The sequence below is a fragment of the Hephaestia mangrovi genome (genome assembly GCF_019880555.1).
GTDB lineage: Bacteria > Pseudomonadota > Alphaproteobacteria > Sphingomonadales > Sphingomonadaceae > Sphingomonas > Sphingomonas mangrovi.
In genome coordinates, this window is the sequence record NZ_JAINVU010000002.1 from 28,889 (window position 1) to 49,209 (window position 20,321).

General features: G+C 63.4%; 16 protein-coding genes. 10 read left to right on the plus strand and 6 right to left on the minus strand.

Going from position 1 to position 20,321, the window contains the following annotated elements; genetic code table 11:
- The first annotated feature begins 48 nt into the window (after positions 1-48).
- The 5 genes from K7G81_RS04195 to K7G81_RS04215 all read left to right on the plus strand — a co-directional run bounded on the left by K7G81_RS04195 (position 49) and on the right by K7G81_RS04215 (position 7,627).
- Positions 49-2,070 carry a beta-galactosidase gene (locus K7G81_RS04195; protein WP_369412032.1) on the plus strand — a complete coding sequence of 674 codons (2,022 nt, stop codon included), beginning with the start codon at positions 49-51 and terminating at the stop codon, positions 2,068-2,070.
- 150 nt (positions 2,071-2,220) lie between these two features.
- Positions 2,221-4,998, plus strand: coding sequence for a TonB-dependent receptor (locus tag K7G81_RS04200; protein ID WP_255586602.1), 2,778 nt, complete (start codon positions 2,221-2,223; stop codon positions 4,996-4,998).
- Positions 4,999-5,348: 350 nt separating this feature from the next.
- A complete protein-coding gene (locus tag K7G81_RS04205; protein ID WP_223029530.1) occupies positions 5,349-5,621 on the plus strand; it encodes a hypothetical protein in 273 nt (90 codons plus the stop codon).
- 263 nt (positions 5,622-5,884) lie between these two features.
- A complete protein-coding gene (locus tag K7G81_RS04210; protein ID WP_223029531.1) occupies positions 5,885-6,871 on the plus strand; it encodes a sterol desaturase family protein in 987 nt (328 codons plus the stop codon).
- An 87-nt stretch (positions 6,872-6,958) separates the two neighbouring features.
- On the plus strand, positions 6,959-7,627 hold the full coding sequence (locus tag K7G81_RS04215) for a hypothetical protein (protein ID WP_255586718.1): 669 nt from the start codon (positions 6,959-6,961) through the stop codon (positions 7,625-7,627).
- Here K7G81_RS04215 and K7G81_RS04220 read toward each other — a convergent pair.
- Positions 7,624-7,962 (minus strand): UrcA family protein, encoded by a 339-nt coding sequence (locus tag K7G81_RS04220; protein WP_223029533.1) that lies wholly within the window; start codon positions 7,960-7,962, stop codon positions 7,624-7,626. The two genes, K7G81_RS04215 and K7G81_RS04220, sit on opposite strands and share 4 nt — an antisense overlap.
- A gap of 100 nt (positions 7,963-8,062) precedes the next feature.
- Positions 8,063-8,461 (minus strand): hypothetical protein, encoded by a 399-nt coding sequence (locus K7G81_RS04225; RefSeq protein WP_223029534.1) that lies wholly within the window; start codon positions 8,459-8,461, stop codon positions 8,063-8,065.
- 218 nt (positions 8,462-8,679) lie between these two features.
- Here K7G81_RS04225 and K7G81_RS04230 point away from each other — a divergent pair, with 218 nt between their 5' ends.
- Positions 8,680-11,142 carry a TonB-dependent receptor gene (locus K7G81_RS04230; protein ID WP_223029535.1) on the plus strand — a complete coding sequence of 821 codons (2,463 nt, stop codon included), beginning with the start codon at positions 8,680-8,682 and terminating at the stop codon, positions 11,140-11,142.
- A gap of 23 nt (positions 11,143-11,165) precedes the next feature.
- On the opposite strand, the gene K7G81_RS04235 is transcribed toward K7G81_RS04230, so the two are convergent.
- The 3 genes from K7G81_RS04235 to K7G81_RS04245 all read right to left on the minus strand — a co-directional run bounded on the left by K7G81_RS04235 (position 11,166) and on the right by K7G81_RS04245 (position 15,377).
- On the minus strand, positions 11,166-12,683 hold the full coding sequence (locus tag K7G81_RS04235; protein ID WP_439649531.1) for a sulfotransferase family protein: 1,518 nt from the start codon (positions 12,681-12,683) through the stop codon (positions 11,166-11,168).
- A 68-nt stretch (positions 12,684-12,751) separates the two neighbouring features.
- Positions 12,752-13,687 carry a response regulator transcription factor gene (locus K7G81_RS04240; RefSeq protein ID WP_255586603.1) on the minus strand — a complete coding sequence of 312 codons (936 nt, stop codon included), beginning with the start codon at positions 13,685-13,687 and terminating at the stop codon, positions 12,752-12,754.
- Positions 13,668-15,377, minus strand: coding sequence for an ATP-binding response regulator (locus tag K7G81_RS04245; RefSeq protein ID WP_255586604.1), 1,710 nt, complete (start codon positions 15,375-15,377; stop codon positions 13,668-13,670). Before K7G81_RS04245 ends, K7G81_RS04240 begins: the two co-directional genes overlap by 20 nt.
- 188 nt (positions 15,378-15,565) lie before the next feature.
- Between K7G81_RS04245 and K7G81_RS04250 the strand changes: the two genes are divergently transcribed.
- A complete protein-coding gene (locus K7G81_RS04250) occupies positions 15,566-16,510 on the plus strand; it encodes a Vgb family protein (RefSeq protein ID WP_255586605.1) in 945 nt (314 codons plus the stop codon).
- Between the two features lie 32 nt (positions 16,511-16,542).
- Here K7G81_RS04250 and K7G81_RS04255 read toward each other — a convergent pair whose 3' ends face one another.
- Positions 16,543-17,436: an MBL fold metallo-hydrolase gene (locus tag K7G81_RS04255; protein ID WP_223029537.1), complete on the minus strand. Its 894-nt coding sequence runs from the start codon at positions 17,434-17,436 to the stop codon at positions 16,543-16,545.
- Between the two features lie 133 nt (positions 17,437-17,569).
- On the opposite strand from K7G81_RS04255, the gene K7G81_RS04260 reads away from it, so the two are divergent.
- Genes K7G81_RS04260 through K7G81_RS04270 form a run of 3 tightly spaced genes read left to right on the plus strand, consistent with a single transcriptional unit; the run spans position 17,570 to position 20,272 of the window.
- Entirely contained in the window at positions 17,570-18,655 is a 1,086-nt protein-coding gene (locus K7G81_RS04260) for a putative urea ABC transporter substrate-binding protein (RefSeq protein WP_223029538.1), read from the plus strand.
- A 55-nt stretch (positions 18,656-18,710) separates the two neighbouring features.
- Positions 18,711-19,526 (plus strand): ABC transporter permease, encoded by an 816-nt coding sequence (locus K7G81_RS04265; RefSeq protein ID WP_223029539.1) that lies wholly within the window; start codon positions 18,711-18,713, stop codon positions 19,524-19,526.
- Complete coding sequence (locus tag K7G81_RS04270) at positions 19,523-20,272, plus strand: ATP-binding cassette domain-containing protein (RefSeq protein WP_223029540.1); 750 nt, start codon at positions 19,523-19,525, stop codon at positions 20,270-20,272. Before K7G81_RS04265 ends, K7G81_RS04270 begins: the two co-directional genes overlap by 4 nt.
- Positions 20,273-20,321 lie beyond the last annotated feature (49 nt).

Here is a 20,321-nt window from a genome sequence, read left to right on the forward strand (position 1 = left end):
ACCAGGCTTTCGGCTGTCCGCGGCGCACTGGCGTTAGGGCTATGTGCTGTGATCGCGCCAGTTGCGCTGCCCATATCGGCGGCAGCGCAGAGTCCCGCCGGCCATCCCGATTGGCCGGGCAGCGGCCAGTTGTTCGTCGGCGCCTGCTATCAGCCGATCGACCGCTCGCCTGAACAGATCAGGCAAGACATCGCGATCATGAAGAAGGTAGGCTTCACGATGGTTCGCATGGGCGACCTGTCCTGGGATTCGTTCGAGCCCGAAGAAGGCAAGTTCACCTTCGACTGGTTCGACGACGTGCTCGCCCAGATGCGCGCGGCCGGGATCAAGGTCATCCTCGATATCCCCGGACTGCCGGCGCCGACCTGGCTGCACAAGAAGTATCCCGGTGTCGATATCGTCAATCAGAACGGTGTCCGGCTCCATCCCGCGACGCGCTATTGGGATGATATCAGCGATCCCGACTATCGGCGCGAAGTCCACGACCTCGCGGTGGCGATGCTCAAGCGATACGCTCACAATCCGGCGGTTGTCGCCGTCGGCTACGACAACGAAGTCGGCAGTTCGCCGATGTCCTATTCGGAAGGCGATCGTCAGCGTTTCATTGCCTGGCTCAAAAAGCGCTACGGCACGATCGAGGCGCTCAATAAGGCATGGGCAACGCAGCGCTGGTCACGGCGCATCGACAATTGGGACGAGGTGTATCTGCCCTATGGCGACGGGCCGGGGCCGAACGAGCGCAACCTCGATCTTCATCGTTTCTGGTCTGACGTGACGATCGCCGATTTGAACGATCTCGATTCGGTGCGTGAACAATATGCGCCGAACCTGCCGGCGGTTTCGAACCTGTGGCCGGATGCACCGGCGAAGGGATTCGATTATCTGCGCTCCTGGAACGGCTATTCGACCTACGGAGCGGAGGGCTTCTACCCGGGCGAGCCGCTGGGCGCGGCCTTCGGCGTAATGATGATGCGCGCCGGACACGAGACACCGGTCTGGTTCAACGAATTTACCGCGGGAGGCGGCGGCTATTACGGCACGCCGGGCCGATCGCGCATGTGGGCCTATTTCGGCCTGCTTTATTATTCGCAGACGTTCCTCGCCTGGACCTTCAACTCGCATATCGGGGGCGAGGAGCAATCGCTGTTCGGCCTGCTCGATCACGACAGCCGACCATCGTGGAAGGTCGACGAATTCGGCACGATCGCCAGCGAGTTCGCCAAGCTGAAGTCGATGGGTTTCCCGCGCTATCGCGATCCGCAGGTGGCGATCGCTTATTCCTTCGAGACCAACTGGCTGACGACGCCGCCGCCAGGCCCAAACACGATGAAGCAGTATTTTACCGGGAATTACGTCGATCAGGCGCGCGAGGCGTTCAAGCCGCTGTTCGAGGACAATATTGATGCCGCAGTCATCGACATCGCGCATGACCCGATCGACAAATACAAGCTCGTCGTGCTGCCCAGCGCCTATATGATGGACGCGCCGACCGCCGAGGCGGTGCGCCATTATGTCGCGAATGGCGGCACGGTAATCATGACCGGTTATTCAGCGAAGGTCGATGCAACCGGCAAGTGGTTCGAAACACCGTTGCCGGGGCAGCTAAGTGATGTCTTCGGCTTGCGGACGGACCAATTCTACCGATCCGAACAGCCGCTCAAGGTCAGATTCGATGGCCATGATCTGACCGGCACCGACAGCTATTACGAGGTCCTGGAGCCAAGCACCGCGGCGACGATCGCCAGCTTCGAGAACACGCCGCAAAAGAGCCCCGCGATCACCGTCAACCATTTCGGAAAGGGCACCGCGATCTATCTTGCAACGGCGCCGCAAGCAGCGTTGCTGGGCCCGCTCGAACGCTCGCTCTACGACAAGTTGGGGATCACGCGCGGCCCGCAGACGCCGGCGGGCGTCGTTGCTCGCGTCGTCGATGGTCGCACCATGTATGTCAACACCACGGAAAGCCCGAAAGCTGTGGTGTTCGATGGCACGAAGCGCGACGCGCTGACCGGCACTGCCCATACCGGCACCATGACACTGGCAGGATACGGCGCCGCCCTGCTGCAGTGATAATCGGGCGCGTGCGGCGCGCGCCGGCAACGATCCGCACAAGCTGCGCCCCATCCCTCGAAAACAACGATAAAGGCATTGCGCTGACGGAAAACCAATTCTATCGGTGAAAATACGATAAGTCAGAAGAGATTGTCAGGAGAGTATCCAATGCTTCCTCGCCGCCCTGCCGCCGTTATGCTGGCGCTGGCCGCTGCGCCGCTGCCACTCGCGCTCGTTTGGGCCGCTCCCGCCGCAGCGCAGGCCGACGATGCGACAGGCGAATCCCCCGCCGCTGCCGCGCAAACGGCCACTGATGCAACGGCGCCCCAGGCGAATGCCGGGACTGGCGACATTGTGGTTACCGGTGTTCGCGCCAGTCTTCAGTCGGCCGAAGCAATCAAGCGTGACGCGCCCGAAATCGTTGATTCGATTGTGGCGGAGGACATCGGCAAACTCCCCGACCGGAATGTCGCAGAGGCGTTGCAGCGGGTGGCGGGCATCCAAATCCAGCGTAATTACGGCGAAGGCAGTTCGGTCGCGATCCGGGGCCTGACGCAGGTGCGCACCGAATTGAACGGCCGCGACATCTTCACGGCCGGCGGCGTCGATCAGCTCAATCTCGAAGACGTCCCGGCCGAACTACTCGCCGGCATTGACGTCTACAAGAATCCCTCGGCAGATCAGATCGAGGGTCAGCTTGCCGGCGTCATCAACTTTCGCACCCGCAAGCCATTTGATTTCTCGGGTTTCAAATTTTCCGGCGGGGTCACACAGAATTATTACGATCTCATCGGCAAGAGCGGACCTTCAGCCTCGGCGTTGATTAGCGATCGCTGGGACACCGGCATCGGCGAAATCGGCGTGCTCGCCGACGTGGCCTATCAGAAGGATTATTTTCGCGACGATCAAATTTCGACCGAGCCTTTCTACACGCTTGATCAGAGCAAGGATGCGCAAGGCAATTATAACAATCCCGCCGATGCCGCCGTTGCCGCCGCTCTGGGCCGCGTTGGCGAAACGACCACCATCCCGCATGGAGGCGGCCTCAACAAGAATTACGGCCACCGGCAGCGGTTCGGCGTTGACGTCGCGCTGCAATGGAAGCCAACCGATACGCTCGAGTTCACGGGCGAGGTGTTCCGCAACAATTACAAGTTCAATATCCGCGGCAACGCGTTCTTCGCAACGACAGGCGACGCGGACATCAGCCCGTTGCCGGGCGCCGATTTCAGCTTTGCCGACAATGGCGATTTCATCAGCGGCACATGGCAGAATGTACCGCTGGGTTCGTATGCGAGCCTCAATACGCGCGAATCGACGACGACCGATTACTCGCTGACCGCGAAGTGGAAGCCCACCCCCAACCTTGAGATTACCGCGGACGGACAATACGTTCGTTCGAATACCCACCAATCGAACTTCATCGTCATCAGCAACGGGCCGAATGTCACCTTTCAGCAGGACGTGTCGGGCGACGTGGCGTCGTTCCACACGCTACCGGCCAGCGACACCACCGATCCGTCACTATTTTCGAACAACGGCTTCCTGGACGATTTTTCCCACTCTCACGGGACGGAAAAGGCTGGCCGGATTGACTTAAAATATGATTTTGAAGGCGGGCTGATTTCGTCGTTGCGCGCTGGATTTCGTTACACGGACCGTTACAATGAGAACGACGATACGGGATATCGCTACTCTACGATTACCGGACGGGGCAGCCTCGTTCCGTATGACTTGAGCGACATCTTCCGCGGCAATGCCGACGTGTTCGGCTCGGTCGTCACCTTCCCGCTTGAGACGATCGGCAATTATGACGAAACGTTGGCCGCGTTCGGCATTTCCGGTGCGCCACCGTTCCTGCCGAGCGGCAGCAACTCGCAAAGCCAGAAGACCTACGCCGGCTATGCCGCCGCGTTCTTCGATGCCAGCCCCTTGTCGATCCCGCTCGACGGCAATGTCGGCGTGCGCGTCGTCAAAACCGACGTTGATGTAGCAGGCTATTACCAGCAAGTGCCGCAGATCGTGCAGCCCGACGGATCAACGGCAACCGGGGATCCTGAATTCACGGCGATCGGCTTTCGGAATTCCTACACAAAGGTCTTGCCCAGCGTAAACCTGCGGTTCCATCTGACGAACAACCTGCAGTTGCGCGTCGCCGCCTCGAAAAATCTGGCACGCCCGACCTTCTCGCAGCTCAATCCGAGCTTGACGTTGACCGAGCCGGGCCCGGCGCAGTCCAATGAGATACACACGGCAACGGGCGGCAATCCGTTCCTCGCGCCGATGACGTCGCGCAATTTCGATGCCTCGCTCGAATGGTATTTCTCGCGCCATGGCTATGTCTCGGTCGCAGGCTTCTACAAGAAGGTCCACGGCTACATCCAGACGGCGATCACCCCGCGCGACATCACCTTCCCGGACAACAAGACTTATACGTATCAAGTGACGTCGTACACCAATGCCGCCGATGCCACGGTGAAGGGCGCCGAAGTCTCGTTCCAGCAGTTTTTCGACTTCCTGCCGGGGCCGCTCAGCGGCTTGGGGATGCAGGCGAACTTCACGTATGTCGATTCGCATGCGCCGAGCCCTGCAACGTCGGGTCCCGTAACGCAGGTGCCGCTCGAGCTGCTGTCGAAGTACAGCTACAACATCATCGGCATTTACGAAAAGGGTCCGATCTCGGCCCGGTTGGCGTACAATTGGCGCAGCAAGTTTGTGGAAACGACCGCAGGCGTCGGCACCGGCAATCTGCCGCAATTCGACCGGCCCTATGGCCAGCTCGACGGGTCGATCACTTATCAGGTCACACCGCATTTCTCGCTGGGCGTTGATGCGCGCAACATCAACAATGCGCTCAAGCAATCTTATTTCGGGATCACGACGCGGCCACGCACTGCGACTATCGCCGATCGCCGCTTCAGCATCACCGCGCGCGTTACCTATTGAGCGCTGCGGCTACCGGTTCACGATCTCCCCCTGACGTGGCCAAGGCAATAAATCGCCTTGGCCACCTTTTTGGGGGCAGTCCACTGGTTTAATTGAAGAAGCCGCTTGGTTAGGTGCGCGGGTGTGCGCTGCGCCGGTTGGCGCCTCGCGTTCGGCGACGGTGCCGATCCGGCGAAGGATTTCGGCTTCGGCCGGGGCAGAGCGATTTCTCGAATAGGGCTGGGTCATGAAACGGGGAGGGCAGGTCAAACATTGTAAAGAATGCCTCGCTTCGTCTCGTGCCACTTGACGGCACGCGCTTGCGCCGGAAGCTCGTTGGAGCCGGGGGGGCAAACAGTGGGGCGTAGCGTATGACCGACGGCGAATCCGACATTCCTGTGCGTGCGGTGCAGGCATGGAGTGATGGGCGCGGCCATCTCTATTCGACGAAAGAAGCAGCATTGCTCGTCGAGATCGAGCGTGTGTTGGGGCATTTCGGCACGGGCGAGAGCATGGCGCCGGGCATTGCAAGATTGATCGCCGCAAAACGGGATGAACTGATGCCGCTACTTGCCGCTTTCGGGCCCGATACCGTCAAAGCGATCAGCCTGGATCTGGCGCGGGAGCGGCGCGGCGCTGGATGATCGGGCCGAGCGCGTCGGCTCGCCAACCGTCGTTTTGGCGCGCCGCACCTGATCCCGTGATTGACGCCGCCAGTGCAAAATCGCGCGATCGTCGTCGCTATCGATCTTCGCGCGTGCCGGCGGTGCTTTAAATCGGGCCGCCGCCTCCGACGGCGGGCCCTTCGCAGCCGACGCGGAGGAGCGAGTATACGTTCGATGACGTATAACGCTGCTGCCGGACTTCGGACATCTTGCCACCGCAACTTGATTATCGCGGGGACAAGATGGACGGCATTCGCGTAGGCAAGAGGATCATCGGCGCCGATTCACCGGTGATCGTGGGTTGGGAGAATATCGGGCGCGTCGAAGGCGGCCCCGTGAAACAGTTCATCTTCACCTGGTTCCAGCCTACCGTGTTGTTCGCGGCGATCCTGTTTTGGTATTACGCGCCCAATTCGATCGCCAAGGCTTCGACCGCAATCGGCATCGGCATCGGTTTCAAGCTGCTGCTGCTGTCGCTCGAGTGGGTAAACCCGCGTTACGACAGCTGGCGGCTGACCTGGAAGGAACTGGTCACCGATCTGTTCTACGTCGGGCTCGGCTATACGGTGTTGCGGATCGTCGACAGCTATATCGGCAGCTCGGTGATGGTCGAAGCCATCCAGCATCTGTTCCATTGGGACAAGTTCGCATGGTTCACCAGCCTGCCTCTACTGGTGCAGGCCTTTCTGATCTCTTTCATCTTCGATTTCGGGCAATATTGGATGCATCGCGGGATGCACAATTGGTATCCGCTGTGGCTGCCGCATTCGGTGCATCACTACATCACGCAGATGAACATCAACAAAGGCGCGGTTGGCAATCCGGTGGAGTTGTTCCTGATCGGCCTGGGTATCGGCGGCTTCTTCGATTTCGTGCCGCGCGCCTTCCTGTTGGCCGGCGCGATCGGCATGTCGGTGGGTAGCTATATGCACATCAACGTGCGCTTCAATACGCCCCGGTGGTGGCGGTTCCTGTTCAATACCACCGAGCATCACAGCGTGCACCATTCGCGCGACTATGAAGCGAGCCGCAGCAACTTCGCCGGAACCTATATCTTCATCGATCGCATCTTCGGCACCTGCGTCGATGGCGAGGCCGAGCTTCTCGGCATGGAAGGCGGACGCCGCATGTCGATCCGCGAACAGATGACCTATCCCTTCACCGAGGCATGGAAGACGCTGAAGGAAAAATTCGCGCGGCCGGGCGCCATGGTGATGCCGGCCGAGTGAGGGCTGGCCGATCGCCGGGCTTGGTCGCCAGCATCGCAATGAGGGCCGCGACAAACGCGACATCGATCATAGGATAATCATGTGAACATGCGTTTGATCGACTGGATCTGGCACATCAGGGGCAGCGTGGCGCTCGCCCCCGGGCAATCGAGCGATGACGCCTTCGGCAAGCTCGAGCCGCTGTTTCGCCAGCCCAACACCAGCTTCGAGCGATCGAACGACATGCTGGTGTTCCAGAAGAAGGATCAGGCCGCCCAGGACAAGATGTCGATTTTCGACGACGGCACCTTGCGGATCGAACGAGGCACGAGCGGCGCCGTGCTGCGCTATCATCTCACCAGCCGGGCCCTGCTGGCCTGCTTTCTGGCGCCGCTATTGTTCCTGGGCATCGCGCAATTCACCGTCATGTTGGGGCAGCATCAGGCCAAGACCGAACACGCGTCCGACAAAAGCGCGGACGCGAAGAAGGACAAGGACAAAAAGATCGTGCCGCTGAATCCGATCGACAAGTTTCTCGGCGCCCCCGCGCCCGAGAAGCCCGACAAAAAGGATGCCGACAAAGGCGGGAAGCGCGACAAGAAGCCCTCGCCGACGCCCGCCTATGTCTTTGCCGCGATCTTCGCCGCGCTCTATGTCGGCGGGCGCATCCTCGAAGACCGGTTGATCAAATCGCACTTCGCCAAGCGGTTGCGCGGCTCGCGATCAACGATGACCCGCGAGCCCGCGCTTCCCCCGGTTGGCGGTCGCGCGGCTTAGCGCAGCGCGGCGATCTGCGTCGCTTCGGGGGCAGTCCGCGCCGCCGTCGCGGTGGCGATGCGGCTCTTGATATCGGCGATCACATCCGCGTGGCAGGCGCGCGCCTGAGCGCCGAGCGCCAGGTGGATCGAATCCATGCCCTCGCCGCAGACGGCACTCGCGGCCTGATCCATTCGGATCGCGAGCCGTTGCTGGCCTTCCACGGTGGTGAGATCGATCCCGCGCAGGTTGAGCACCGCGCTGTCGGCCGAAAAGGGATTGTCGCCGGATGCGGCAACGGCAGGTGCCGCCAGCAGAACCGCGACAAGCGGCGCAAGAACCATTTTCATCATCATCTCCTAATCCTGCGTGGCCTGTCGCTCTGCGTCGATCAGGTGCATTTCAGGTAGGAGCGGCGCATGGTGTTGACAAGTATCGGGGTAGATCGCCCGCCGGTCAGCGCGGGTAGACCATCAATGTCGCGAGCTCGACCTGCCGGCCGAGCGCGCCCGGCGGCAGTTCGACGCGATCGGTGCTTTCGCTTCCCGTCCGGCGGTCGATCAGCGCGAGCGTCAGCATCGGCCCGGACGCGCCAGGCCAGCGGCGCGCGGTTTCGAGGGGAACGGTAACCCGCCAGGAGCGGCCGCCCTCAACGGCGAGCGTCTGCTCGCCGATCCTGATCGCAACTGCCCGGCTCGACCGGTGGCCGGAGAGGCGTAGGCAGGTCTGTTCGCCGCAATGAACCAGCCGCGCTTTCGGTGCGCTTGCCGCCGATGCGGGCGCCGCGGTCACGGCGCCGACGAGTAGCAAGCCGGCCCAGCCGGCGTGTCCTGATGTTCGGAAAAAAGCGGCCATGGCGTTCGGATACGTCGCTGCGCCCGGCCGCGGAATTGGTCGTTTAACGTAGTCGCGCTGCCGCCGCGGAACCGGGCTTTGTCACGGTTACGTCAAATACCCCATGTCCGCGATCATAAAAATCTACAAATCTGTAATAACGAAAGGGCCCCCGTTCGAGGCGGCCGGCACAGGAAGGATGCCCCGGGAGAAACAGTTTTAGAGAAACGGGGGCAGGGATGGCAGTACGACTCTTTCGCACGAGCTTGTTGGGTGCGACCACGCTGATCGGCGTCGCGGGAACGCCCGCACTGGCGCAGGACGCGCCGGATACGGCGTCGACCACGACGACCGACGCAAACGCCTCCACCGGCGGAGCCACGCAGGAGATCGTGGTGACCGGCAGTCGCCGGCGGACCACGCTGCAGGACGCGCCGATCAACATCAGCGCGGCTTCGCAGGAGATGATTCAGGACCAGCGGCTGGATGACATCCGGTCTCTTGCCGCGTTCACGCCCGGCGTCACGGTGGCGGATACCGGGCCGAAATCGACCGGCAACATCATCCTGCGCGGCATTTCCTCGGGCGACACCAGCGTTTCCGGCGCGAACAGCAACGACGCGCTCGGGGTCTATCTCGGCGAGGTGCCGCTCTATCTCGACTTCAAGCTGATCGATATCGATCGCGTGGAAGTGCTGCAGGGGCCGCAGGGCACGCTATACGGCCTCGGCACGCTGGCGGGCGCGGTGCGCTACATCCCCAACCGGCCGAACGCCGACCGTCTGTCGATCGATCTTCACGGCCGCGGCTTCGCCGAATCGCATTCCGACGATTTCGGCGTGAATGGCGACATCGCCGTCAATCTGCCGATCGTGACCGATCATATCGCCTTGCGATCCGCGACTGGCTATTATGACAATCCCGGCTTCATCGATTATACGCACCTGCTGCAGAATCCGGGTGTTTCCGATCCCCAGCCGGTTCGCGCCACGGCCGGTTCGACGGGCTCGTTCGGCGATACCACCGATTATGGGCAGAATTTCAAGCGTCGCAAAGACGTCAATTTCGAGCACACGTTCACCACGCGCAACCAGTTGCTGCTCGAGTACAATCCCGACTTCAAGGCGTACCTTACCTACGCCCACCAGACGACCAAGACCGACGGACGCCAGGCAAATGGCGCCGGCGTGCTCGGCACCGGCAATTATGAGGGGCCGTGGCGCTATCTCGAGCCGAGCAAACGTAAATCGGATCTTTTCTCGGCCGAGGTCTATCTCAATTTCTTCAATTTCGCCCAGCTCGTCAGCACCACCGCCTATACGAAGCAGACGAACCACAGCACCGATGACAATACCGATCTGCTGCTCGACCTCGACTATGGCTATGAGGCGTTCCCCGAATTCTCCTCTTATGCCCACAATGAATCGACCACCCGCCAGTTCGACCAGGAGGTGCGGCTGGTTTCGACTCACGGCGGGCCGTTCAACTGGGTGATCGGCGGGTTCTACAATCGCCAGAAATATAAGTCCCACCGCCATGAATATACGCCGGGCTTTGCTCAATGGGACGGCTATTGGGGCGTCGATCGACCCGACAACCTCGAATATGTTTCGCAGGTCAACAACGTCAACAAGGAGAAGGCGGTCTATGGCGAAGGCACGCTGCACATAACCCACAAGTGGCAGGTGACCGGCGGCATCCGCTATTTCAAATACGACGTGATGTCGTCCGGCGGATCGGCTCTGCCGCTGCTGGGCATCGGCGTTGACGATTATCCGGCGGACACGGTTCTCCCGACCCGGATAAAGACCGGAACCGCATCAAAGGACGGTGTCGTCTGGAAGGCGAATACCTCTTACAAGTTCAGCAACAATCTGCTCGCTTACTTCACCTATTCGACCGGGTATCGCGTGGGCGGCGCCAACCATGTGGTGGCGTGCACGCCCGAAGATTTGCAAAGAGCGGCGGAAGGCAAGCAGGTGCTTTGCGCGTTGCCGAACGAGCTGTTCTATGGCCCGGACAAGACGCGCAACAAGGAAATCGGCGTGCGCGGCAGCCTGTTCGACAGGCGCCTGCAATTCACGATCGACGCCTATCACATCGATTGGACCGGCGTGCAGGTGCCCAGCCAGACGGTGAACGGCGCGATCGGCATTACCGTGAACGGTGCCGACGCGGTTTCCAAGGGCTTCGATGTTCAGGGCACGCTGCGGGTCACGCCGAATCTGACGATGATCGGCACCTATTCCTATGTCGACGCGCATCTGACCACGGGGGTCGCCGGCCTGGTGGTGAGCCAGGGCGTGCGATACGATGCCGAGGCGGGCGACCGCTTGCCGGGATCGGCCAAGAATTCGGCGACCGGCCGGATCATCTACACCTATCCGCTGGATAATGGCGCCAAGATCCAGGCGACCTGGGCCTCGGTATATCACGGCGACATCTATTCGCGGGTCGGCCTGCGCGGCAATGGCGAGGTGATCCCGCACTACATCACTCACAGCGCCTCGGTGAATTATATCACCGATCGCTTCGAGATCGGGCTGTTCGCCGACAACCTGACCGACAAATATGCGGTAACCTCGGTGAGCAACGACCTGTCGTCGTACAATCTGGTCCGCACCGACGTGGTCGAGCGCTATTATGCGCGCGGTGTGCTGACGCCGCGTCGCGTGGGCATCGATTTCCGTATTCACTATTGAGCCGATAGCCGCGCCGCCCGGCGTCAATCGATGGGAATGCCTGCCGCCTCGATCAGGCGGCGGGCAGGCTCCAGGGCCTCTTCATGATTGCGCCAGCGTGCGATGCTGTCGGTATAGATGGGGCGCCGCACCTGCGCCGCGCTTGGCGTCGAAACCGGCGCGGCGTTGGTATGGAATTCGAGGCAGCGCACCGACCAGTCGAGCCCGCAATGCGCGAGCAGTCGGCGCGTCTCCCCTTCCTGATCGGCGACTAGCGCCTCATATCCGATTTCGAGCACGCGGCCCGGTAGCAGCCGGCGCCAGGCGGCCATCAGTCGATCGAAACGGACATAATAAGCCGCGATATCAGCCAGATCGTAGCTATAGTCATAATAGCGCGAGCTGATCGCGAACAGGTTGCGAAAGTTGCTGAGCACGGTATCGAGCGGGTGACGCCGCAGGCAGACGATCGCGGCGTTGGGCAAGGCCCGCGCGATCGGGCCGACATAGTGGAAATTACCGGGAAACTTGTCGACGAAGCGCGGCGTGCCGGTTCGCCGGTGTGGGCGGGCGCGGTCGAGATAGTCGCTGCCGATCGCCGCCGGGTTCGCGCGCGCGGCGGCAGCGATGGTATCCGGATCGAGCACGGTGCGCGATCGTGTCGCGGCTGCGGCCTTCAGCGCGAGGGGCATCGCCTGCAATTCGCCGGCGCTCTCCACTTCGGGGTGCGAGGAAAGGATGCGATCGACCAGCGTGGTGCCGGTGCGCGGCATCCCGATCACGAAAATCGGTGCCCGATCGACCGGCGCGCCGGGGGCCGGACCGGCATCGGTCGCCCAACAGGCCTCGATCGCATCGAACACCGCGGCGTCGCGCGCGAAATCGTAAGGCAAGGCTCGACGATGCGCGCCATTGGCCGACGACAGAGCGGCAAACGCCTCCTGTGCCCGGCCGAGATCTTCGAGTTCCTTGGCCAGGGCATGGCCGAGCAGCAGACGATCGCGGTCCGCCGTCGCCTGCGCGCACAACGAGCGCAGCCGGGGGACGTGATTGCGCGCCGCCGTCTGACGCCGCAGCCCACTAAGGAGGTGATGCGCGCGCGACTCTCCGGGCGCGGCTGCGATCAGCGTTTCGAGCTCGGCCTCAGCATCCTCGGCGCGGCCGAGGAAGCTGAGCGTCGCGGCACGATTGTATCGGAAGTCGGTCCGGTCCGGCGCGCGCCGCACTGCGTCGTCGAAATGGGGCAGGGCCGCCTCGTGATTGCCCAGCCGTGCGTAAGCGCAGCCGATCGTGTCACGGCTGAGCGCATCGTCGGGCGGATCGGTTTCGACCGCGGCGAGCACCGCCGCGGCTTCCGCGTCACGCCGCATCATGACCAGCATGCGCGCGAGCTGGGCGCGATATTCGCCGCGCGGCGCCAGCGCGACGGCTGACTGTAATTGCGCCACCGCCGCGCCGACCCGTCCGGTGGCCGCCATCGCGAGCGCGAGCAGGAAATGGCCTTCGGGCTCGTCGGGCGTGCGCTCGGTCAGCGATTGCGCGAGGCGCTGGACGGTCGCCATGTCACCGCGGGCCAGCGCCTCGCGTGCTAGACCGATGTCCCGGCTGTCATCCTCGCGCACCTCCCGCCTCAGCCGTTGAGCGTGCCGACCGCGATGGCGGCCGCCGAAGCGCGGTTTTCGACCCCGATCTTCTGGAAGATCTGCTCGAGATGCTTGTTCACGGTACGCGGGCTGATGTTGAGAATTTCGCTCACCTCGCGATTCTGCTTGCCGCGGCTGATCCACAGCAGCACTTCGGCTTCGCGCGAGGTAAGCCCGTGGCGTTCGGCGAGTAGCCGCTCTTGATCCTGATCGCGCTGCTCGCTGAGTCGGAACAGCCATTCGTCGCCATCGGTTCGCCGCAACAGCGTGCATCCCAGCTTGCTGTCGCCGACCTCCAGCGCGATCCGGTCTACCGCCGGCTCGCCTGCCAGCAGCCGTTTGAGCGGCGCGGCCAGCGGATCGGGGAGATCGCCGTCGCGCCCGGTCCAGCCGGGGAAGAGCCGCTCGAGCATTTCCGACGCGAGCGGGGTGAACCAGCGCGGCACCCCTTGCCCGTCGACCGCGAAGGCGGGTCGGCGATTCTCGTCGAGCGCGGTGTGGCTGCCCTGCGTCACGCGCGCGTTGGCGAGGTGGATCCGCACGCGCGCGAGCAGCTCGTCGATCACGATCGGCTTGCTGACATAGTCGACGCCACCCGCTTCGAGGCCGCGCACGACGTCCTCGGTTTCGGTGAGCCCGGTCATGAAAATGACCGGCAGATGGCGAAAACGCGGATCGGCCTTGATCCGGCGGGTGGTCTCGAAGCCGTCCAGCCCCGGCATCACAGCGTCCATCAGGATAAGATCGGGCGTGACGTGCTCGAGCAGATCGAGCGCCGCCGATCCGTCGATCGCGATGAGTACGGTGATGCCCGCCCCTTCGAGCACCGTGGTGAGGAAGCGCAGCGATTCCGGCGTGTCGTCGACGACCAGTACGGTGGCCGCAGCGCCGGCGAGCGCCGCGCTAGTTGAGCTGGCCATCATCGAGCATCCTCATCAGCGAGCCGAGATCGAAATTGTTCACATGATAGCGCATTGCGGCGACAGCGCCGACGCTTTCCGGCACGTTCTCTTCGAGCTCGGAGAGCGTCGCCTCGACGCCTCGGATGTGGCCGACCTTCGCCAGGCGGCGTAGCTGCGTAAGCCATTTGTCGGCCGAGGCGGGGAGGGGAGGAGGAGGCGCGGCAACTGCGCGCCGCGGCGGATCGTTCGCCGTTTCCCAGTCGAGGCGCAACACGCGGCCGACCACGGCAAGCAGGGCTTCCAGGTCCACCGGCTTGGAAACGAACGCGTCATGGGGTGGCGCGTCTTCGTCATATCGATGGATTTCGGGCGCGTTGGCGGAGACCATGACGATGCGAATCGCATCGCCATAGGCTGCGCGGAGGCGGGTCGCGGTTTCCCATCCGCTGATGCCCGGCATCTGAATATCGAGCAGCACCAGATCGGGAAGGCAGCGTTCGGCGAGCGCCAGCCCCTCGGCGCCGTTGGATGCGGTAAAAACATCGAAGCCGATCGGCCGCAGCAAATTTTCGAGGACGATGGTCTGCGATTGCTGATCGTCGACCACCAATATCGTCTTGCGCGAGCCCGCGTAGCCGGTGATGCGGCTGCGCGTCGCGACATCGCCGGGCGGGGAGGCGGGCTCGGGCAGGAACAGGCGAAGCGTGAAGCAGCTGCCGATGCCCGGCGTGCTGGCCGCGGTGATCTCTCCACCCAGCACCCGCGCCAGCATCCGCGTGATCGCAAGCCCCAGACCGACGCCGGGCTGCAGCGCCGCCTCCGCCGAGCTGCCGCGCTCGAACGGCTCGAATATCCGCTCCAGATCCTCCGGCGCGATGCCGATCCCGGTATCGGTGATGGCCACTTCCGCTACCTGGCTGCGATAGGCGACCGAGAGCGTCACGCTGCCGGCGATGGTATATTTGATCGCGTTCGACAGCAGGTTGATGAGGATCTGGCGAAGCCGCTTCTCATCGGTCCGCACGAAGCGCGGCAAGCGGCCCGCGGGCTCGTACCGTAGCTCGATACCCTTCGCCTTCGCCTGCATCCGGAACATGTCGACCACGTCGTCGAGCAGGGCGGGAAGCTGGACGACATCGCTGCGCAGCTTGACCGTGCCGCTTTCGATCCGCGAGATTTCCAGCAGGCTCTCGACCAGGTTCGCGAGATGTTCGGCCGAGCGGCGGATGACGCCGCCCGCCTCGACGGCGGAAATCGTGCCGTCGCGCTCGAGCAATTGGGCATAGCCGTAGATGGCGTTGAGCGGCGAGCGGATTTCGTGGTTCACTGCCACCAGGTATCGCGTCTTGGCGGCGTTGGCTGCTTCTGCGGCCTCCTGGGCGCGCTCCAATTCGGAGCGGCTTGCCAATTGTGCTGCGATCTCGGCCGTCAGTGCTTCCGTTCGATCTTCCGCACGAAGCGCCGCGGTGCGGTGGCGGCGATTTGCCCTTGTGAACAGCAAGGCAACCGCCCCGCCGAGCAGCACTATCGCCGCCGCTGCGCCGACCCGCATCGGCGCCACCGCGTCGCCGGGAACGGCCAGGTAGAGCGCCAGGGCGGCAATGACGACGAAGACGACGATCGCCGCTAAGACTGCCCGGTCGCCGGCGCGCGATGCGGCGCTGGTCGTCGGCTCGCCCTGGGGGCTTTTCCGGGCGATCAGATCGGGCAAGGCGTCCTCCGATACGGCCCCGCTCTCTCCGGCACGGCACGCCGCGCTGTCAATCGCCTTCGCCCGCGAGCGTGGCTCCCGGCAAAGGAGGCGCGACAGGCATCCAGGCAGGGGGCATTTGACGTATCGGTCGGCAGTTTCGCCGCGCCTAGCCTGATCTCGCAACAATATCGGGGGCGAAAAGCACGATGAAGAAAATCCTGTTCAGCTATGTCACGCCGATGATTGCCGCGGTGATCGGCGGCTGCGGCGCGGCGACGGCAGCGTCGGGCGCCGTTGCGGGCGAACAGGAAATGTCCGTGCCCGGCTTCGCCGACTTCATCGCCGTCGATGGTGCGACCGTTTGGGTGACGAACCGGGGACGCGTCGAACATTGGTCCCGCAAGGGCAAGCTCGCCGCCGTCGCCATGGATCATCCGTGTGGCGCGATGGCGATCGCATCGGGCTCGCTGTGGGTCGCCGATTGCCAGGACAAGACGCTGGAGCGGATCGACCTGGAGAGCGCGACCCGGTCCGCGACGATTGCCACCGGGATCGGCAGCCGCGGCGAACTGAACGTCGTCGCCGGTGCCGGATCGATTTGGGTGCCGAGCGACCCCAAGGGCGGGATCGCGCGTGTCGACCCGGCGACCAACAAGGTCATCGCCACGATCAAGGTCGCGCCTGACAGTCATTACCTCGCGTTCGGCCTCGGCGCGCTGTGGGCAGTGAGCGCCGACCGGCAATTGCTCCAGAAGATCGACCCCGCGACGAACAAGGTCGTCAAGCGGACCAAGCTGGGCAAGGAGCCGGGGTTTCTCGCCGCCGGCGAGGGCGCGGTGTGGGTGCAGGAACAAGGCGACGGCACGGTGGCCCGCATCGATCCGGCGACCGGCAAGGTCTCCGACCGGGTGAAGGTCTCCGAAACGCTCAAATATGGCGATATCGATGTGGGCGGCGGCAAGGTGTGGTTGCGCACCACGACCGGCCAGACCTTCGTCGAGATCGATCCCCGGTCGCTCGCCATTTTGGCGCGGGTCGGCAAGGACGTCGGTAGCGGCGGATTGCGCTATTCGCCGGACGGAGTGTGGACGACGGCGCACGACCAGCACACGCTGACCTGGTGGCCGGTACCGACCTCCGGCGAGGATTGATCGGTCGGCGGGCGCCGGCGGGCGATCGCCGATCAACGGCGCGGCCTCGGCGCCAGCGGATATAGGATGAAATCGGCATGGCGATCGATGACGGGCGGTGATGGCTCGCCGGCCGCTGCCCGTTGCAATTCGTCGATCGCCGCGGGCGGCAGCGCGAGGGGATGTTCGTGCGGGTGCGCGGCGGCCTTCATCGGGAAATCCTGGCCCGGCGTCGTCGTCATCTCGATATGCGCGCCGAGCACCGCGCGGATGCGGTGCGTGGCGGCAAAGGCCGCGAGGCGATCGGCACTGGCACGGAACGTATCGAGTTGATCGGCCGGAAAGTAGAGGCGCCCTGGATACAGCATGTCGCCGGAAAACAGCAGCCGCGTGCGCGAATCATAGATCATGATGTGCGACGGTTCATGGCCTGGGGTCGGGATGATGTCGATCGTGCGGCCGCCGAGATCGTAATGGCCGATCTCGCGCGGCCAATCGGTGATATGGAAGAACGCGGCAACATCGGCGGGCGCGAGGCCGATTACCTCGGTATCCGGCCGATCACGGAATTCGTCGTCGCCGGCGTGGTGATCGCCATGGGCATGGGTGTGTGCGACGATCAGATGCAAGGGCCGGCCGTGATGGCGCACGCGCCAGTCGGCGATCATCCGGTCGATCGTGGGTCGTATCTTGAGCCCGCCCGCGCCGGTATCGAGCAGCAGCACCTGCCGGTCGCCGAAGAGCAGATAGAGAAACGGCGCCTCGAAATTGGTTTCGACCGACTGTCGGACGACGATCGTGTCGGGGCCGATTCGCTGCACCTGGGTTGCCGGCTCATCCGGCTTCGTGCCGTTGATCCATGGCGCGAAACGCGGGCCGATATGCGATGGCGACGCAGCGCCGCCGAGCAGCAGGGCGGCAGCGAGCAGCGTGCCTGAATGACGCATTGCAGCAATGCGATTCACGACACGAAACGGCGTGACAAGCATCATGAAACTGATGTAGACGGTATTACTCACTTGCGCAAACGTAATATTCGTGCTGCATTGCAACAGTCGTTGGCCGATCAAGGGGGTGACAATGGGTAGCTGGGTGTCGAAAGCGCGTTTCGCGATCGCGGCCGCCGCGATGTTGATCGTGGCTTCATGCAGCAGCGGGTCTCAGCAAGCGGCCGCCAAGCGCACGAACTTCAACATCGGCTGGTCGATCTATGCCGGATGGATGCCCTGGCCCTATGCCCAGAAGGCTGGGATCGTGAAGAAGTGGGCCGACAAATACCACCTCAAGATCAACTTCGTGCAGGTCAACGACTATGTCGAATCGGTGAACCAATACACCGCCGGCAAGCTCGACGGCGTCACCGTCACCAACATGGACGCGCTGACCATCCCCGCCGCCGGCGGCAAGGACACCAGCGCGATCATCCTGGGCGATTATTCGAACGGCAATGACGGCATCGTGCTGAAGGACGCGAACGGCCTTGCCGACATCAAGGGCCGCACGGTCTACATGGTCGAGCTTTCGGTGTCGCATTATCTGCTGGCGCGCGCGCTCTCGACGGTCGGGCTGCAGCTTTCGGACGTCAAGACGATGAATACCTCCGACGCCGATATCGTCAGCGCGTTCTCGAACCCGGCCGCGACGGCCGCGGTCACGTGGAACCCGCAGCTTACCGAGCTCACCAAGATGCCAGGCGCCAAGCTGGTGTTCGATTCGCACCAGATCCCCGGCGAGATTCTCGACTTGCTGTGCGTCGACACCGCTACGCTCAAGGCCAACCCCGATCTCGGCAAGGCGCTCGCCGGCATCTGGTACGATACGATCACGCTGATGCAGCGGCAGGACGCCGAGGGCGCGGCGGCCCGCGCGGCGATGGCCAAGATGGCGGGCACGACGCCCGAGGCGTTCGATGCGCAGTTGCGCACCACCTATCTCTACACCAAGCCGCAAGAAGCGGTCGCCGCGATGAAGGCGCCGGCGCTGGTCGATACGATGACCAAGGTGCGCGACTTCAGCTATTCGAAGGGCCTGTTCGGGCCGGGCGCGGCCTCCGCCGATGCGATCGGCATCGCCTTCCCTGGCGGCAAGACGCTCGGCAGCAGCGCCAATGTGAAGCTGCGGTTCGATCCGACCTTCATGGAGCAAGCGGCGGTGGGCAAGCTCTGAGCGTGCGCATCAGCGAACCTTTCGTCCGTAACGTCATGACGGCGAGGTCTTGCCTATGCGTTGGGTGAATATCAGGCCCGGCCGCCGCCAATCGACGGTGCTCGGTGCCGTGCCGCTGCTGCTGATCGTTCTCGTCTATGTGATCGCGTCGGCCAGCCGGCACGCGGCCAATCCGTCGGACAAGGTGTTGCCGACCCCCGGCGCCATGGCGACGGCGATGCACGGCCTGTTGACCAGCGCCGATCCGCTGAGCGGCAAGCTGATTTTCTGGGCGGATACGATGGCGAGCCTCGAACGGCTGGGGCTGGCGCTCGGCATTTGCACGCTGTCGGCGTTGCTGGTCGGAATGGTGCTCGGGGTGCTGCCGGCGGCGCGCGCGACCTTGGGCGGACTGGTCACGACGATCGCGGTGATCCCGCCGATTGCGCTGCTGCCGATCCTGTTCATCGCCTTCGGCCTGGGCGAAACCGCCAAGGTGGCGCTGATCGTGATCGGCATCACGCCATTCATGATCCGCGATCTCGCCGATCATGTCGCGACGATCCCGCGCGAGCAGCTCATCAAGGCGCAGACATTGGGCGCGAGTAGCTGGCAGCTCGCGCTGCGTGTCGCGCTGCCACAGGCGCTGCCGCGGCTGATTGCCGGGTTGCGCCTCTCGCTCGGCCCGGCCTGGGTGTATCTCATCTCGGCCGAGGCGATCGCCTCCGATGTCGGGCTCGGCTACCGCATCTTCCTGGTGCGGCGCTATCTCTCGATGGACATCATCATTCCCTATGTCGCGTGGATTTCGTTGCTCGCGATCGCAATGGATTTCGCGCTGATGCAATTGAGCCGGCGGGCCTTCGCCTGGGCGCATGCGGGGGCGCGATGAGCGAACCGCTGCTCTCGTTCGAGAATGTCTGGCTCGAATATGGCGACAAGGTCGTCCTCGAGCATGTCGACCTGGCGATCGCGGCGGGGAGCTTCGTCTCGATCGTCGGCCCCTCGGGCGCGGGCAAGAGCAGTTTCCTGCGCCTGGTGCTGGGCCAGGAAGCGCCGACCCGCGGCCGCATTCTGCTCGACGGCGCGGCGCTGGCGGCCGAATGCGGCCCCGATCGCGGAATCGTCTTCCAACGCTATTCGGTTTTCCCGCACCTGAGCGCGCTTGGCAACGTGATGCTAAATCGCGAATTCGCCGCGGCACCGTTCACCGCGCGGCTGTTCGGCCGGGCGCGGCGCGAGGCGGAGGCAGAGGCGGAGGCGATGCTGACCGAAGTCGGCCTCGGCGATGCGCTGCACCTTTATCCGGCGCAGCTTTCGGGCGGGATGCAGCAACGCCTTGCGATCGCGCAGGCGCTGATGGCGCGACCGCGCGTGCTGTTGCTCGACGAGCCGTTCGGCGCGCTCGATCCCGGTATCCGGCAAGACATGCACCGGCTCATCCTGAGCTTGTGGAGCGAGCACGAACTGACCGTGCTGATGGTGACGCACGACATCGGTGAGGCGTTCAAGCTGGGCACGCGCATCCTCTCATTCGACAAGCGCCGCATCGATCCGCACGCGCCGCACCGTTTCGGCGCGACCGCCGTCTACGACCTCGCACTTCGGGCCAAACCGCAGGAAAAAATTGCCGAATAAAGCTAGTATTACGATTGACAGAATCGGTAATAACAATGAGAGTTGCCGT